The sequence below is a fragment of the Parachlamydiales bacterium genome, from assembly GCA_041671045.1.
Classification (GTDB): Bacteria; Chlamydiota; Chlamydiia; order Chlamydiales; family JABDDJ01; genus JABDDJ01.
This window is the reverse complement of sequence record JBAZCF010000003.1, coordinates 294,545-308,129: the sequence shown is the minus strand read 5'-3', so window position 1 is coordinate 308,129 and position 13,585 is coordinate 294,545. Positions and strand designations below refer to the sequence as shown.

The 13,585-nt window shown below is 41.2% G+C and carries 13 protein-coding genes; 11 read left to right on the top strand and 2 right to left on the bottom strand.

Annotated features, from left to right (window positions below; genetic code table 11):
• The first annotated feature begins 22 nt into the window (after window positions 1–22).
• The 4 genes from holA to WC222_05915 all read left to right on the top strand — a co-directional run bounded on the left by holA (window position 23) and on the right by WC222_05915 (window position 5,136).
• Complete coding sequence (gene holA, locus WC222_05930) at window positions 23–1,072, top strand: DNA polymerase III subunit delta (GenBank protein ID MFA6915916.1); 1,050 nt, start codon at window positions 23–25, stop codon at window positions 1,070–1,072.
• Window positions 1,056–1,796: an SAM-dependent methyltransferase gene (locus WC222_05925; GenBank protein MFA6915915.1), complete on the top strand. Its 741-nt coding sequence runs from the start codon at window positions 1,056–1,058 to the stop codon at window positions 1,794–1,796. The genes holA and WC222_05925 overlap by 17 nt, the downstream gene beginning before the upstream one ends.
• 163 nt (window positions 1,797–1,959) lie before the next feature.
• Window positions 1,960–3,519, top strand: coding sequence for a hypothetical protein (locus WC222_05920; GenBank protein ID MFA6915914.1), 1,560 nt, complete (start codon window positions 1,960–1,962; stop codon window positions 3,517–3,519).
• A gap of 42 nt (window positions 3,520–3,561) precedes the next feature.
• Complete coding sequence (locus WC222_05915; GenBank protein ID MFA6915913.1) at window positions 3,562–5,136, top strand: hypothetical protein; 1,575 nt, start codon at window positions 3,562–3,564, stop codon at window positions 5,134–5,136.
• Between the two features lie 95 nt (window positions 5,137–5,231).
• On the opposite strand, the gene rpiA is transcribed toward WC222_05915, so the two are convergent.
• Entirely contained in the window at window positions 5,232–5,909 is a 678-nt protein-coding gene (gene rpiA / locus WC222_05910; protein ID MFA6915912.1) for a ribose 5-phosphate isomerase A, read from the bottom strand.
• A gap of 67 nt (window positions 5,910–5,976) precedes the next feature.
• Here rpiA and WC222_05905 point away from each other — a divergent pair, with 67 nt between their 5' ends.
• Window positions 5,977–6,732, top strand: coding sequence for a Nif3-like dinuclear metal center hexameric protein (locus WC222_05905; protein ID MFA6915911.1), 756 nt, complete (start codon window positions 5,977–5,979; stop codon window positions 6,730–6,732).
• Here the strand turns inward: WC222_05905 and WC222_05900 are convergent.
• Window positions 6,729–7,067 (bottom strand): hypothetical protein, encoded by a 339-nt coding sequence (locus tag WC222_05900; protein ID MFA6915910.1) that lies wholly within the window; start codon window positions 7,065–7,067, stop codon window positions 6,729–6,731. The two genes, WC222_05905 and WC222_05900, sit on opposite strands and share 4 nt — an antisense overlap.
• A 126-nt stretch (window positions 7,068–7,193) precedes the next feature.
• On the opposite strand from WC222_05900, the gene tyrS reads away from it, so the two are divergent.
• The 6 genes from tyrS (at window position 7,194) to queC (ending at window position 13,584) form a co-directional block, all read left to right on the top strand.
• Entirely contained in the window at window positions 7,194–8,480 is a 1,287-nt protein-coding gene (tyrS, locus tag WC222_05895; GenBank protein MFA6915909.1) for a tyrosine--tRNA ligase, read from the top strand.
• Window positions 8,481–8,587: 107 nt separating this feature from the next.
• A complete protein-coding gene (locus tag WC222_05890; protein MFA6915908.1) occupies window positions 8,588–8,911 on the top strand; it encodes an HU family DNA-binding protein in 324 nt (107 codons plus the stop codon).
• An 87-nt stretch (window positions 8,912–8,998) separates the two neighbouring features.
• Window positions 8,999–10,012, top strand: coding sequence for a L,D-transpeptidase (locus WC222_05885; protein ID MFA6915907.1), 1,014 nt, complete (start codon window positions 8,999–9,001; stop codon window positions 10,010–10,012).
• Between the two features lie 5 nt (window positions 10,013–10,017).
• Window positions 10,018–10,974: an acetyl-CoA carboxylase carboxyltransferase subunit alpha gene (locus WC222_05880; protein MFA6915906.1), complete on the top strand. Its 957-nt coding sequence runs from the start codon at window positions 10,018–10,020 to the stop codon at window positions 10,972–10,974.
• Window positions 10,975–10,982: 8 nt separating this feature from the next.
• A complete protein-coding gene (locus WC222_05875) occupies window positions 10,983–12,926 on the top strand; it encodes an ABC transporter ATP-binding protein (GenBank protein ID MFA6915905.1) in 1,944 nt (647 codons plus the stop codon).
• The gene (queC, locus tag WC222_05870; protein MFA6915904.1) at window positions 12,919–13,584 is read left to right on the top strand and encodes a 7-cyano-7-deazaguanine synthase QueC; all 666 of its coding nucleotides are present in this window, start codon (window positions 12,919–12,921) and stop codon (window positions 13,582–13,584) included. Before WC222_05875 ends, queC begins: the two co-directional genes overlap by 8 nt.
• Window position 13,585: the final 1 nt, after the last annotated feature.

Below are 13,585 nucleotides of genomic sequence, written 5' to 3'. Positions count from 1 at the left end.
GTACTAAGCTAAATTATCTTACATGAAATACTCTGATTGGAAATCTTTCGAAAAGCACCTACTTAGCGCAGCCTCCATACAACTGTCGCCTATCTACTTATTGATAGGGAAAGTGGAGTTTTTGACGCACATTGCTGAAGAACTCCTTTTATCGCTGCTAAAACAACAAAAACGTTCCATTATTCGCTTTGAAGGTGCCTTGGTCGATGACAAAACCCTTGATAATGAGCTGAACGGTTTTGACATGTTCTCCGGCAAAAGGCTGCTTATCATTCAAGATTGCGATAAATTGCAAAAGAATGCATCTGAAGTACTACAAAGTTACTTCTCCAAGGCCAATGACGACGTATCCCTCCTTTTAATAGCTTCTACAGTCAATGCCAGCACTAATTTTTATAAGAAAACAGAAAAGTTCGGCGTCGTATTTTCCCCCGACCAGCCCAAACCTAAAGATTTTGAATCTTTATGCGTGGAATGGATAATCAAGAAAAGCACAGCCTTAAATAAAACCATAACTCCTTCCAACGCACAACTTCTATACCGTCACTTAAGTGCAGATTACATCGGTCTGAACAATGAAATTGATAAGCTGTCTGTATACACAGGTGATCGGAAGGAAATCAGAGAAGAAGATATCGCAGCCTTAGTCCAAGCCATCCCCCAAGCAACGGCTTGGCAAGCTGCCGACGCCATTTTGCAAGGCAATCCATCCGAAGCCCTGCGCCTTTGCCACCTCCTCATGCAAAGCGGGACAGCCCTGATTGCTATGATCCGCCAATTTAGACGCAGCTTTCAGACCGGATTCGAGATCATTTCTCTTTTAACTAATGGCGGTTCTCCCGCCGACATCAGCATCAAGTTCCCCCAGATGAAAGGTTTTATCTTAGACAAAAACATCCAATCTGCGCGAAACTATGGCCTTGAAAAGTTCCGTTCAGCAATTATTGCCCTGGATACATCTGAGTTTGAAGCTAAAGATTCAGCCGGCAATGACGAGCTTCTAATGGAAAAACTTATCGTAAAACTTGTTTATGGAATTCCAACCCAATTGAATTATGGAACAAAAAAGTAAACCCGCCCTCTTGTTACTGCCAAATCTTTTAGCTACAGGCGCTCACCCCGAGCTCTTTTTACCGGCTAGTGTAAATAAAGCCGTCAACAGCCTAGACGGCTTGATTGCAGAAAATCCGACAGCCGGAAAACGCTATTTAGACCTGTTTATTAAAAGCCGCGATACGCGCACCATTCCCATAGCTGTCGTAGACAAATCGACTGCCTACAAAGATATAGATTTCTTTTTAGAACCTATACTTAATGGGGAGAGATGGGGTTATGTCAGCGACGCAGGCCTACCCTGCATAGCAGATCCAGGCTCCCAGCTTGTATTTAGGGCGCGTCAGCGCGGAATTACCGTGCAAGCCTTTGTCGGCCCGTCAGCTTTGCTGCTAGGTCTAATGCTCTCAGGCCTGCCATCGCAATCTTTTGGCTTTAGCGGATACTTGCCCAAAAAGAAAGAAGATCGCGAAAGCGCACTTAAACAACTTGAAAAGCGTTCTCTAGAAGAAAACTCCACTCAGCTGTTTATTGAAGCGCCTCATCGGAACAGAATCCTTCTGGAAGATGCCATTAAAGTGCTTTCTCCAGACACTTGGCTTTGTGTTGCTTCACAATTGACAACTTTAGAGCAAACCGTCATCTGTCAGCAAGTTGTGACTTGGAGAAAAGCCATCCTTCCTCAAATCGATGGAAAGGCCGTGACATTCTATCTTTACGCTAAGAAAGATCTCTATAGCTAGATATTTCAAAAAAACTGGGAATACTAAGTATTTCCAGTTAATTAAGACTTTTCAATAAAACATGCGTCTAATTTTACTACTTACGTTTAAGTCAAGAAATTAATCGACATTTAATCAATCTTAGTTTAAAATTAAAGATAATTTAAAATTTGAAAGGATTTCTATGAGTTCTATACTAAAAGCACTTAATTTCGTTTCTCCCGCAATAACACGAGAATTACCAAAAGATCTAGCAAAACGCGATGAATTTTGCATTACTGTACGCACCGGAATTGTTTTCGCCGGAACTCTTGCCGGGGTGGCTTTGGCAGCCTCTGCATCACCCTTTGGAATTGCATCTGTTATTTTAGCGCCGGTTATCACTAAACTATATCATGGATTCGAAAAAAACAGAGCTGAAAATAATATTAATAATTTAGCGTTAGAGACCTTTAAAAGTTCAAAGACGAACTATACATATGAAGGGGCTCCTGCAATATATTATCAGTCGTCATGGGATATAAAAAACCACTTAACGAAACAACCCTATTTTTTGAAGGCGCTTAAAGAGAAAGGTGAACTTGATGAATCGGAAATGTTTGATTTAGTTGATTATATTTCCAAAATACAAGAGATGGGCTCTTCTAAAGCAAAATCATTTATAATGTTGACTAACATAGATGCAATCAAAAAAATGTTCGATATTGATGCTGATATTGCTGAGGTGGCAATTCAAGAAGGCATCATTTCTCCTGAAGATTTAGAGTCCGAACTAGACGCTCAATTTTTTTGTTCAAATCCTAATTTGATGAGAACCTTGAAAGAGAGAAATTTCAAGCTGGGAACTATTACTGAGTATAATTATGTTAATAAATTACCTGAGATTCAAGCTTATAATTTGAATATGCATTATAACCTTGCTCGATGGGGATTTAAGTTTATTGCTCAAGAATACTATCAAAATAATTACCCTCATATGTACCACGAGTTAAATCACATTTTTGAAAAAGAAGGAGCGGAAGAGAAGAGAAGTGAATCATTCAAAGCAAACCAATTTGTAGATTTGCAATCAATGTCAGTGAAAGTCTCTAGTCTAGTAAAGCGCATTGCTTATACTACAATTCCTTTAATAGGTTCTTTAACAGCAACTTTTTTCTATGCTCCTGCTATTTTACCTTTCCTGGCACCCTTGGCATTGATTCCTTCTCTTTATTATGGATATCAAGGGTATAGAGCTAGCAGCGAAATAAGCAATATAGCTGTAGATTACTTAAAATCAGTGGATAGCATAAAAGATTTTTCTTCATACAGCCCAGATCATGTCTATATGTACTTTATAAAAAACGAGTCTGCTCTTGATCTTTTGATCCAAAGCTATATTAACAATCATGAACAACAATTCAGTTTTGAATTATTTAACTTATTTTATTTTATTACTGTTAAAAACCTTGAGAGTTATGCTGATTCCGTCGAGTTGTTTAAAGCCGCACTCTCTAAAATTCTAAAGGCTATTATTTCAAAAGATATTACAATTAATGAAATAGAGGTAATTTTACATAATATTAGAGACAAAAAATTGTCAGAGTGTATTGATGCATTCTTAAGTTCAGATGAGTTTAAATCTAAAAATTTCAACTTTGAACCTAAAACTTTTTCCTTTTATGATATAGAAATTGTGAACGCTTATAAAAGAAATGGTCTTGGGGATGCTGTTCAACATGAACAGTTGGAAACTAAGATATAATTTGTTTATTAATAATAATATCCTTCACCCTGGAAAGGTATAATGACTTCGATATCTAAAGCTCTTAATTTTTTTTCTCCTCCAATACGTAGCTTTCCTAAAATGTTAGCCGAATGCGATGAGTTCTGCATCAACGTACGCACCGGAATCGTATTCTCCGGAACTCTGGCTTTGGTGGCTTTAACAGCGTCTTCGTCACCTCTGGGAATGGCTTCATTTATTTTTGTACCTCTAGCTACTAAGATTTACAGAGAAATTGAGTCCTGGAGAGCAGAAAAGAACATTAATGAATTAGCTATAAAAATCTTAAAAGAAACAGAGAAAGAAACAGAGAATGATAATTCATACTTGGTGACTCAGGCGATGGATCATTTAATCAATCAACCTTCTCTACTCATTTCCTGCAGGGATAATGGGATACTTGAATCCCAACATATTAAACAGCTTATAAAGCACTCCCTAGGAGTATATACGACTGAGACACTGAACACCGCGAAAACTTTACTGGCACTTGCACCTAAAACTAAGCTCATAAAGTGTTTTGAACGTAAACCAATCGTTGCTGAACTAGCAGTAGCTGAAGGTTTCATTGTACCCCAGGATGTTAATAGATCTATTGATTTAAGAAATTTTCCATATCATCCAAATTTGATTCGATCCTTAAAAGAAAAGAAATTCAATTTGAAAGAAGAAATTACAGTAGGAAACTCAATTACAATATTTTGTCCGCATGACTTGATTGAGCTTTATAGAGCAGTACGTTGGGGGGTGTCCTATTCAATTTCTGATGATGTGGATAAATCTGACTATGTTCATATTTTCCATGAATTAAGCTGCATTTCTGAAGAAGAGAGTGTTGAGGGGACAAGAAAAAGACATCTCCCCTTTAGCGTAAATCCCTTGATTGATCTGGATTCGATGTCCGTAAGTGTCTTTAGTGTGCTAAAAAGAATCGCTCTCGTAACTGCACCTATTTTAGCCGCAATAACAGCTACATTAATTCAAGTTCCTGTACTCTGGCCTCTGATAACTCCTATCGCTTTTATGCCGTCCTATCATTATTTCATAGCCTGGTATAAGGCAAGCCAAGAAATCCACGCTATCGCTCCGAATTATCTCAAATCAGTAGATAGTGTTTCTGCCTTTACATCGGAAACAAATGATCATGTGTACATGTATTTTTTTACAGATGAGTACGCGCTCGACTCTCTAATAAAAAGTTACCTAGAGAATGTACAACAACAATTTAGCTTAGAATTGTTTGATTTATTGTGTTTTATCGATTACCGCTCAATGGAAGATAAGGATCATATTGAAGTATTTAAAAAATCCGTTACTAAAATACTCAACGCTTTCCTTGCAAAGGATCTTATTACAGCCCCTGAAATGGCAATTTTGCTTGGTTCAATTCACCGAAAAGAGTTTGCGGAATGTTTCAGCACGCTCTTTAAATCGGAAGAATATAAATCTAAAAATTTCCAATTTAAAGATGCAAGCATCTATTGTACCTATAAAGAAATTGCGGATGTTTTTAAAAACAATGGACTAGATAAAGCACTAATGACTTCATCTTATAGTGATGAAGTAACCGAGCGTAATTATTCAGATGTTGATTAATTAGCTTGTCCTCATAGCGGAAAGACGACAAGTTGCCGTTTTTCTTCTATGATAGGACAAGGTCGTGATTGCATGATAGGATGGACTATGGTGGATTACACAAATTCTTGCGTGCTGCCGTCCTCATGTCCTACGATAATCTTGTTCGCTAATCCTAAAAACAACCCTGTTTCTACTACTCCGGGGATTTGTCTTAATTGAATGTCTAATTCTTCAAGCTGATCATTGTAATTGGAGATGTCTGCATCTAAAATGTAATTCCCGTTATCGGTAACGTAGGGAACATTTTCGCGATTTAAACGTAGCATTACGCTGATTCTCTGCTCTAAAATGGATTTTCTCGTTGCTTCGTGGCCGAAAGAGACAATTTCAATAGGAAGAAGTGCCTTTCCCAGCCGGGTGACAAGCTTTTCTTCATCTACGATGACAACCATTTGCCGGGAATGGAAAGCTAGCATTTTTTCTCTTAAAAGTGCTCCTCCGCCTCCTTTGATCAATCTCTTGCGATGATCGACCTCATCGGCGCCATCTACAACAATATCTAATAGGCCTTTGAGTTCAATAACAGGTATGCCCAGCTCTTGTGCAATCTTTTCAGTACGGATGGAACTGGCAGCAGCCTTTATTGTTAGGCCCTGCCGGCATCGCTCTCCCAGTCTTTTAAGGAAGAATGCAACGGTTGACCCCGTACCTAACCCTACGATCATCCCTTCTTGTATTAGCTCAGCCGCAGCAAGGGCTGCAGCCTCTTTGCCTTTGGTCGTTTTTTCCACAATACCTCTAGAATTTTTACTCTTTATAAGGCATCTTACCGTTTATTCATGAATTCGGGAACTAAAAATGGGAACGTTAAAAGAAATCTGCCTTAGCTTAGACGAGTTGCTTCAACCGGCCTTATTCAATGATTTTTGCACTAACGGACTGCAGGTCGAGGGGAAGGAAAAAGTCAATTTTGTTTGTGTAGCAGTATCGGCAAGTTTAAATGTTATAAATGAGGCTGTGAAGCTTGGGGCGGATGTGCTCCTAGTACACCACGGTATTTTCTGGAACCGCGATTCACATGACATTACAGGTGTGACGAAAAAGAAACTTAAGCTTCTTCTGGAAAATGACATTTCTTTGCTAGCCTATCATCTTCCCTTGGATGCGCACAAGGTTTATGGAAATAATTGGAAGGCCGCTCTAGATATGGGATGGACGGATTTAGCTTCCTTTCCCGCAGGGGATAAACAACCTATTGGCGTCAAAGGAAAGGTCCCCGCACAGAATTTTGAGGCTTTCATTGAAAAATTGAAGGGGTATTATAAATCGAATGTGGAATTCGTAGCTGGAGGGCCCCGCGAGATAAAAACAGCCGCCTTAGTTTCTGGCGGCGCGCATAAGATGATTTTGGATGCAGCAAGAGAAGAAGTGGACTGTTTTATCACCGGCAGCCGCGATGAGCCGACATGGCATCAATCGTTTGAAAATGCTGTGAATTTTTGCGCTGTAGGTCATGCTCCTTCTGAGGAGATAGGGGTACACGCCCTAGAAGAATTTCTACAAACAAAACTCAAAGTCAAGACACATTTTATAAAGGAAACTAATCCTTTCTAGAAGGTATCGACTTTTATCCTTCCTTTGAGTGAAGCGCCTCTTTTCTTCAAGGTAGGTGCTTTGCTCATCAAACCGGAAGTCGTAAGTTCTTTCATGAGTTTCAAGACATATCTACTTTTGACAGTAGCAGAAGAGTGGTTAGCATCAAAGAGAGCTATTCCCTTGTCATGAAGAGGTATGCGCTCTTCTTGGTGGCGCTCAATCATTCCACGTATCACATTTGCCGATTCTTTGATGGAGTCGGGGGTGACATGACTGCTTTGCTCTGAGAGTCGTTTTTCGATTTTCTTTCTAGCGCGCTCCACCTGGGAGCTTTCTTTTGCTAAGGAAACCATGATCCAACTCCTCTTTGAACAGTTTGTCTACTCATAGATTAACATATTAAAGAATTTCACATCTAATTCATTGACAGGAAAATACTTAAAGGTAAAAATCGCCCACTTATTCAGTGGAGAATTTGCATGGATAACATAATCGCCCTATTGCAAGATCGGGGACTTATCGAAGCTCTAACAGCTCAAGAATTACAAGAATTAGCCAAAAAGCCTCTTAAACTCTATTGTGGGTTTGATCCCACTGGCGACAGCCTGCATCTTGGTCATCTAGTAGGTGTTGTTGTCCTATCTTGGTTCAAACGTTATGGACATCAGCCCGTTGCCCTTGTCGGGGGAGCAACAGGTATGATCGGCGACCCCTCAGGGAAATCCGCCGAACGCAACCTTCTTACCCGCGAAGCTTTAAGTCATAACGTGGCCTCTTTGGAACGCCAATTAAATGGGTTATTGAATAGGGACACGACGGATAAACTGCCCATGAAAAATAACTACGACTGGTTTTCTAAGTTCTCACTTCTAGAGTTCCTGCGCGAAGTAGGCAAACACTTCCGCTTAGGTGTCATGCTATCAAAAGAAATGGTCAGAACTCGTCTTCAAAATGAAGAGGGGATGAGCTTTACCGAATTCAGCTATCAGCTTCTTCAAGGGTATGACTTCTATCACCTTTATAAAGAAGATAAAGTCACATTACAGATAGGCGGTAGCGATCAATGGGGAAATATTACCGCCGGGACCGACCTGATTAAAAAGCTCACAGGGGAACAAGCCTACGGTCTGACTTTTCCACTATTGACCAAAAGCGACGGAACCAAATTCGGTAAATCAGAAAAAGGCGCTGTCTGGCTGTCAGCTGATAAGCTTAGCCCCTATGATTTCTATCAATACCTCTACCGCGTACATGATGACGACGTTGTCAAATTACTGCGTATGCTGACCTTCCTTCCTATGGAGCAGATTCGTGAACTGGGAAAAAAACTGAACGATGGCTCTTGCCTGCCGAATGAACTGCAAAAAATTCTCGCAGAAGAAGTCACTCGTTTCGTGCACGGAGATGAAGGCGTAGAACTTGCCAGAAACCTGACAAATTCTTTATCTCCGGGCAAAGAAACTACCCTTTCTAGAGCTACTTTTGAGGCTATCGCTAACGAGATGCCTACGCTTGAGCTAGCTCCTGAAGAAGTAATTGACCGCAAATTATTAGATATCTGCATCAAAGCAAAATTATTCGAATCTAAAGGTGATGCAAAGAGAATGGTACGCAACGGCGGACTTTATCTGAATAATAAGAAAATAACCGATGAAAATTCGATTATTACTCATCAAGATGTAGTAGAAGGCCTATATTTATTGATTGCTGCTGGAAAGAAAAACAAGATAATTTTAAAAATTAATCAACATTTATTAAGAGATTAAACGAATATCTTGATAGAAATTAGCCGCATTACAACAATGGCTTAGAGAAGTTTATACAAAATACAAAAAATTAATGACTGACACAAAACGCAAGGAGAAGTTGACTTATGGCAACGAAAGCAGATGATCCAAAAAACGCGACTATGACTAAAAAAAGACTGATTCAGTCTATCGCGCAAGAAAAAGGGATCCATCCAAATGATGTACGCCACGTCATCCAGTCTTTTTTAGATAAAATGACCGATTGTTTAGCAAATGGCGAAAGATTGGAGTTCAGAGATTTCGGAGTATTTGAAATCGTTGAAAGAAAGCAAAAAATAGGCCGTAACCCTAAAAATGCAGGTGTTCCTATTGTCATTCCGGCCCGTAACGCAGTGAAATTTACTCCCGGAAAGAAAATGAGAAAAGTTATTGAAACTTGTGCGAATTAATTCCCTGTAGTTGGAAACAATTCGTATTACTTTTATGTTTTTTGTGTTAATATAGCTTTCGTTTTAAAAGACTAAGGAATTATCCGAATGTCCGTACCAAAATTATTGGCTTTTTTTACATTTGTCCTTTTCGCAGCTATAGCTATTGCCGGTTGGTGGAAAAGTAGCGCACCTACTTCCCCCCAACAGGCAATAGTTGCTTATGCACCGATTGAAATACCACTGCAACCTGCAGTTAAAGTCGTTGATAAGGAAAAAGCACCTGCTTACGCGCCTGCTCCTCTTCCAGCGCCTGCAGCCTTTGCAAACGATACTACCATCGAAGTGGATCGTGTAGAGGAGCTTTTCCGGACATCAGGTAAAAAACTCCCTATTGTAGAAACGATCGTCTACAAAAGTAATGCTCCCTGGCGCAAAGGTAAGCCCGCCTGGCTCGTCGACTACGCCACACATTTCCATACCTCACGGCATTTTATCGCCCGGAGCCGAAATGGAAAACCGGACTATCTTAAGCAAGAACTGTCCGAAGGGGATAAAATCAACGTCTTCAGAAGCGACATCGCTCTGCAATTTAACTTAGTTGTAGATATATCAAGAAATAAACTTTGGTTATACTACAACGATCTAACCAATAATGACCGCCAACTGATCAAAGCCTATTCGATAGGAACAGGCCGTCCAGAAGCAAATAGCGAATCAGGTATCTTAACGCCGGTAGGACAATACCTCCTCGGAGATAGGATCCTTACTTTCGCTCCCGGTGCATTCAATGTTCATAAAGGCGCTAAAGTAGAGATGGTCCGCGTTTTTGGTACGCGTTGGATTCCCTTTGCTAAAGAAATTGGTCCCAGCACCGCTCCCGCCCAAGGATACGGTATACACGGCGTGCCTTGGAAAGAAAATGAAAGAGGTGAGCTAGCTGAAGATACATCAAGCTTAGGAAAATATTTAAGCGATGGCTGCATACGTCTATCCACGAAAGACATGGAAGAAATCTACGCAATAGTGATCACAAAACCCACCGTCGTAGAAATCGTGCGCGACTACAACGAAGCCGTCTTCCCGAAGGTAGATACCGTAGCAGTCTCAAAAAAGGAGTAATTAATTTGGACTCGCTTGCTAGTGAACAACAAATTCATGATATAATACAGGCTATCGAACGCCTAAAAAGACAGGAAATAGATTCTACGGTTTTTCACACCGAAATTGAAAAACTGGAACAACGGCTCGAACAATTAAAAGAATCTGTCTACAAAAAGATGACACCCTGGGAACGGGTACAAATTTGCCGTCACCCTAAAAGACCCCATACGAGCGACTATATCGAGCACATCTGCGACCATTTCCAAGAACTTGCAGGGGATAGGACCTATAGAGATGACAAAGCCATCATTGGCGGATTAGCGACCATTGGCAACACACGCTGCGTTATCATCGGTCAAGAAAAAGGCCACGATACTGCTACCCGTGTAGAGCACAATTTCGGGATGCTTCATCCGGAAGGATATCGCAAAGCGCTTCGTTTAATGCATTTAGCAGAGAAATTTCAACTCCCCCTTGTTTCACTTATCGATACTCCCGGAGCATATCCCGCTTTAGAAGCAGAAGAACGGGGCCAAGGAAGAGCTATCGCGTTAAATATTATGGAAATGGCACGCTTAGAAACTCCTATTGTGGTTGTCGTTATTGGTGAAGGCTGCTCCGGTGGAGCCCTTGGAATAGGTATAGGCGATGTCATAGGAATGCTAGAACATGCCTACTATTCAGTCATCAGCCCCGAGGGCTGTGCGTCCATCCTATGGAAAGAATCTTCTAAGAAAGATGAAGCAGCAAAAGCCCTAAAGCTAAATGCTGAAGATCTATTGAAACAAGGCGTTATCGACCACATCATTTCAGAACCGATCGGTGGAGCCCATAAAGACCCGCAAATTGTATACACAAGCGTCAAAAATTACATTATTTCGCAAATTGATCTACTTAAAACTAGTTCTACACAAGCCTTGGTGAGGCAGCGTTATAATAAATTCAGAAAAATAGGCGCCCACACTAGGCTTTCCTCATAGGCTAATTCATGTATAAACTCATCAGTACAGCCTGGCGCAATAAGGTCTACCGTACGCTAGTCTTCATTATTGTCTTTTCAATGATTGCCCAGACTATTGCATCCCAATTAGAAATATTTACATTGGGATTTATGACTAAAAAAGGCACCGATGCCTTTGTATTGTTTGCTCCGGAAGTAGACGGTAAACTACAGCAAAAAGAATATATCACTATCGATGAACGGGACGCCCGCTGGAAAGAGATTACGGGCTCTACTGATTCTACAATGACTCAGCAAGAGGCTAACAGTTTCATAGCCCAGAAAAGGGATTTCAGCATCTTTGAAGTATATGCTACACTCTTAGATACGCACCTTAACCTCACAGGCAACCCTGTCCGCTTAGCTCTGCTTATTATTTTTGTAGCTGTATTCAAGGCAATCTCTCTCTTTATTCACCGCTATTCTACCCGGTTTGGTGCAATCAGCATTAGTGCTGATCTACGCCAACGCTATTTTGAGCATATTCAATCACTGCCGATGGAGTTTTATCAAAGGTACAATATTGCTACGCTTTCATCACGAGTCGTCAGCGATGCTGCGACGATTGCTGAAGCAATAAACTCCTGCATGGTCAACTATTTACAAACACCGTTTACGATTGTTTCCACTTTGGCACTCTGTTTTGCGACATCTTGGCAGCTATCGCTCATTATATTCTTTGGCTTTCCGCTGATAGTCTATCCAATCATATACCTGGCACAGCGCGTTCGCCGGATCTCTAAGCAGCTCCTCTCCAATCAGGAACGCTTTGCTACTGTGCTGTTGGACTACTTGGCTGGAATACAAACAGTCAAAGTGTTCGCTATGGAAGACTTCTCCATGCGTAAATATCGCGATCAGAATGACCAAATGATGGCGCTAGAAAGAAAAAGTGCCCGCTACGATCTTTCATCACGTCCCATCATCCATACTATAGCGATGTTCTTCTTAGCTACAGCACTTCTATACGGACTCTATATCCTAAATATGAGTGTATCAGAGGCCCTAGTCTATTGCGGGTTGCTCTATGTTTTCTACGAACCGATCAAGAAGTTTGCCGAAGAAAACTCCCATATTCAGCGCGGTTTAGCTGCCGCAGATAGAATGTTCGAGGTGCTAGAACAACAGCCGCTTATACGTGACAGTGAAGGCGCACATACCATCAAATCCTTTGAAAAGGAGATTGAATTTAAAAATGTGTGGTTCCGTTACGGAGAAAATGATTGGGTTCTTAAGAATCTTAACTTTACTATCCGTAAAGGGGAAATGGTCGCATTAGTCGGCGCTACCGGCGCCGGAAAATCGACCATCGCGCAACTTTTGCCCCGTCTGTACGATGTTACACAAGGCGAAATCCTATTAGATGGCCAACCGCTCAACTATTACCAGCAGAAATCCCTGCGTGAGCTCATGGGATTTGTACCGCAAAAGCCGTTTCTTTTTCTGGATACCGTCGCTGCAAATATCTCGTTTGGAAGGCCCTATACCGATGAAGAAGTCAGAGAAGCAGCGCGTAAAGCGCATGCCACTGATTTTATTGAACACCTTCCCAAAGGTTATAACACAATGCTCACTGACGCTGGCAGCAACTTGTCGGGCGGGCAGCAGCAGCGTCTAGCTATAGCTAGAGCGCTAATTAAAAAAGCTCCTATCCTAATTCTGGATGAAGCCACCTCTTCTCTAGATTCCATTAGCGAAAAGCACATTAAAATGGCATTGCATGAACTTCATGGTGAGATCACGCAAATTGTGATAGCTCATCGGCTTTCGACGATTGAGGATGCGGATAAAATCATCTTCTTAGAACATGGCATCATACTCGATATCGGTACACGTATGGAACTGCTAGAGAGATGTCCGCAGTTTAGAACAATGTGGGAAACAGTCCAAAAACCTGCAAAGCAACCTAAAGAAGTACCGTCTAATGCATAAGAAGACTGTTGTTGTGCACTCGGGCGGGATGGACTCGTCGCTTTGTTTGGCTTTAGCAATCAAAGAGTTTGGCGCTGACCATGTTTTGAGCCTTTCTTTTGACTATTCTCAAAGGCACAATAATGAGATCAACGCTGCCAAGCATATATGTAGTGCTTGGGGTGTTGATCATGCCGCTGTCAACTTAGAATGTCTCTCTGCCTTAACAGCCGATGCATTAACCAATTCAGCTCAGCCCATTTCTTGGGGTAAAGAGCACGCCCCATCCACACTGGTAGTCGGAAGAAATGGACTGATGGCCCGGCTAGGTGCAATCCACGCCCATAGTTTAGGCGCAGACTGTATTTATATGGGCGTTATTGAAGAAGAAGCTAGAGAAATTGGCTATCGTGATTGTTCAAAAGCATATATTGAGCTAAAACAACAGATTCTACGTCTAGATCTAGGCAACCCATTGTTTGAGATCCGCACACCTCTCATCGATATGTCAAAAGCTGAAACTTTGCAGCTTGCACATAGTTTGGGCATTTTAGACTTTCTCTGGGAAAACACTGTCACTTGCTATAACGGCGTAATGAAACAAGGATGCGGCAAGTGCCCTGCGTGCTTTTTGCGCAACCGTGGCCTGGAAATTGCCCAAAAACATCTAATAAAATAAT

Bases quoted from the DNA above. Each gene is read 5' to 3' on its own strand.
- queC (MFA6915904.1), top strand. From the start codon at position 12,919: ATGCATAAGAAGACTGTTGTTGTGCACTCGGGCGGGATGGACTCGTCG.
- WC222_05890 (MFA6915908.1), top strand. From the start codon at position 8,588: ATGGCAACGAAAGCAGATGATCCAAAAAACGCGACTATGACTAAAAAA.
- WC222_05875 (MFA6915905.1), top strand. From the start codon at position 10,983: ATGTATAAACTCATCAGTACAGCCTGGCGCAATAAGGTCTACCGTACG.
- WC222_05915 (MFA6915913.1), top strand. From the start codon at position 3,562: ATGACTTCGATATCTAAAGCTCTTAATTTTTTTTCTCCTCCAATACGT.
- WC222_05900 (MFA6915910.1), bottom strand. From the start codon at position 7,067: ATGGTTTCCTTAGCAAAAGAAAGCTCCCAGGTGGAGCGCGCTAGAAAG.
- WC222_05925 (MFA6915915.1), top strand. From the start codon at position 1,056: ATGGAACAAAAAAGTAAACCCGCCCTCTTGTTACTGCCAAATCTTTTA.
- WC222_05920 (MFA6915914.1), top strand. From the start codon at position 1,960: ATGAGTTCTATACTAAAAGCACTTAATTTCGTTTCTCCCGCAATAACA.
- WC222_05885 (MFA6915907.1), top strand. From the start codon at position 8,999: ATGTCCGTACCAAAATTATTGGCTTTTTTTACATTTGTCCTTTTCGCA.
- tyrS (MFA6915909.1), top strand. From the start codon at position 7,194: ATGGATAACATAATCGCCCTATTGCAAGATCGGGGACTTATCGAAGCT.
- holA (MFA6915916.1), top strand. From the start codon at position 23: ATGAAATACTCTGATTGGAAATCTTTCGAAAAGCACCTACTTAGCGCA.
- WC222_05905 (MFA6915911.1), top strand. From the start codon at position 5,977: ATGGGAACGTTAAAAGAAATCTGCCTTAGCTTAGACGAGTTGCTTCAA.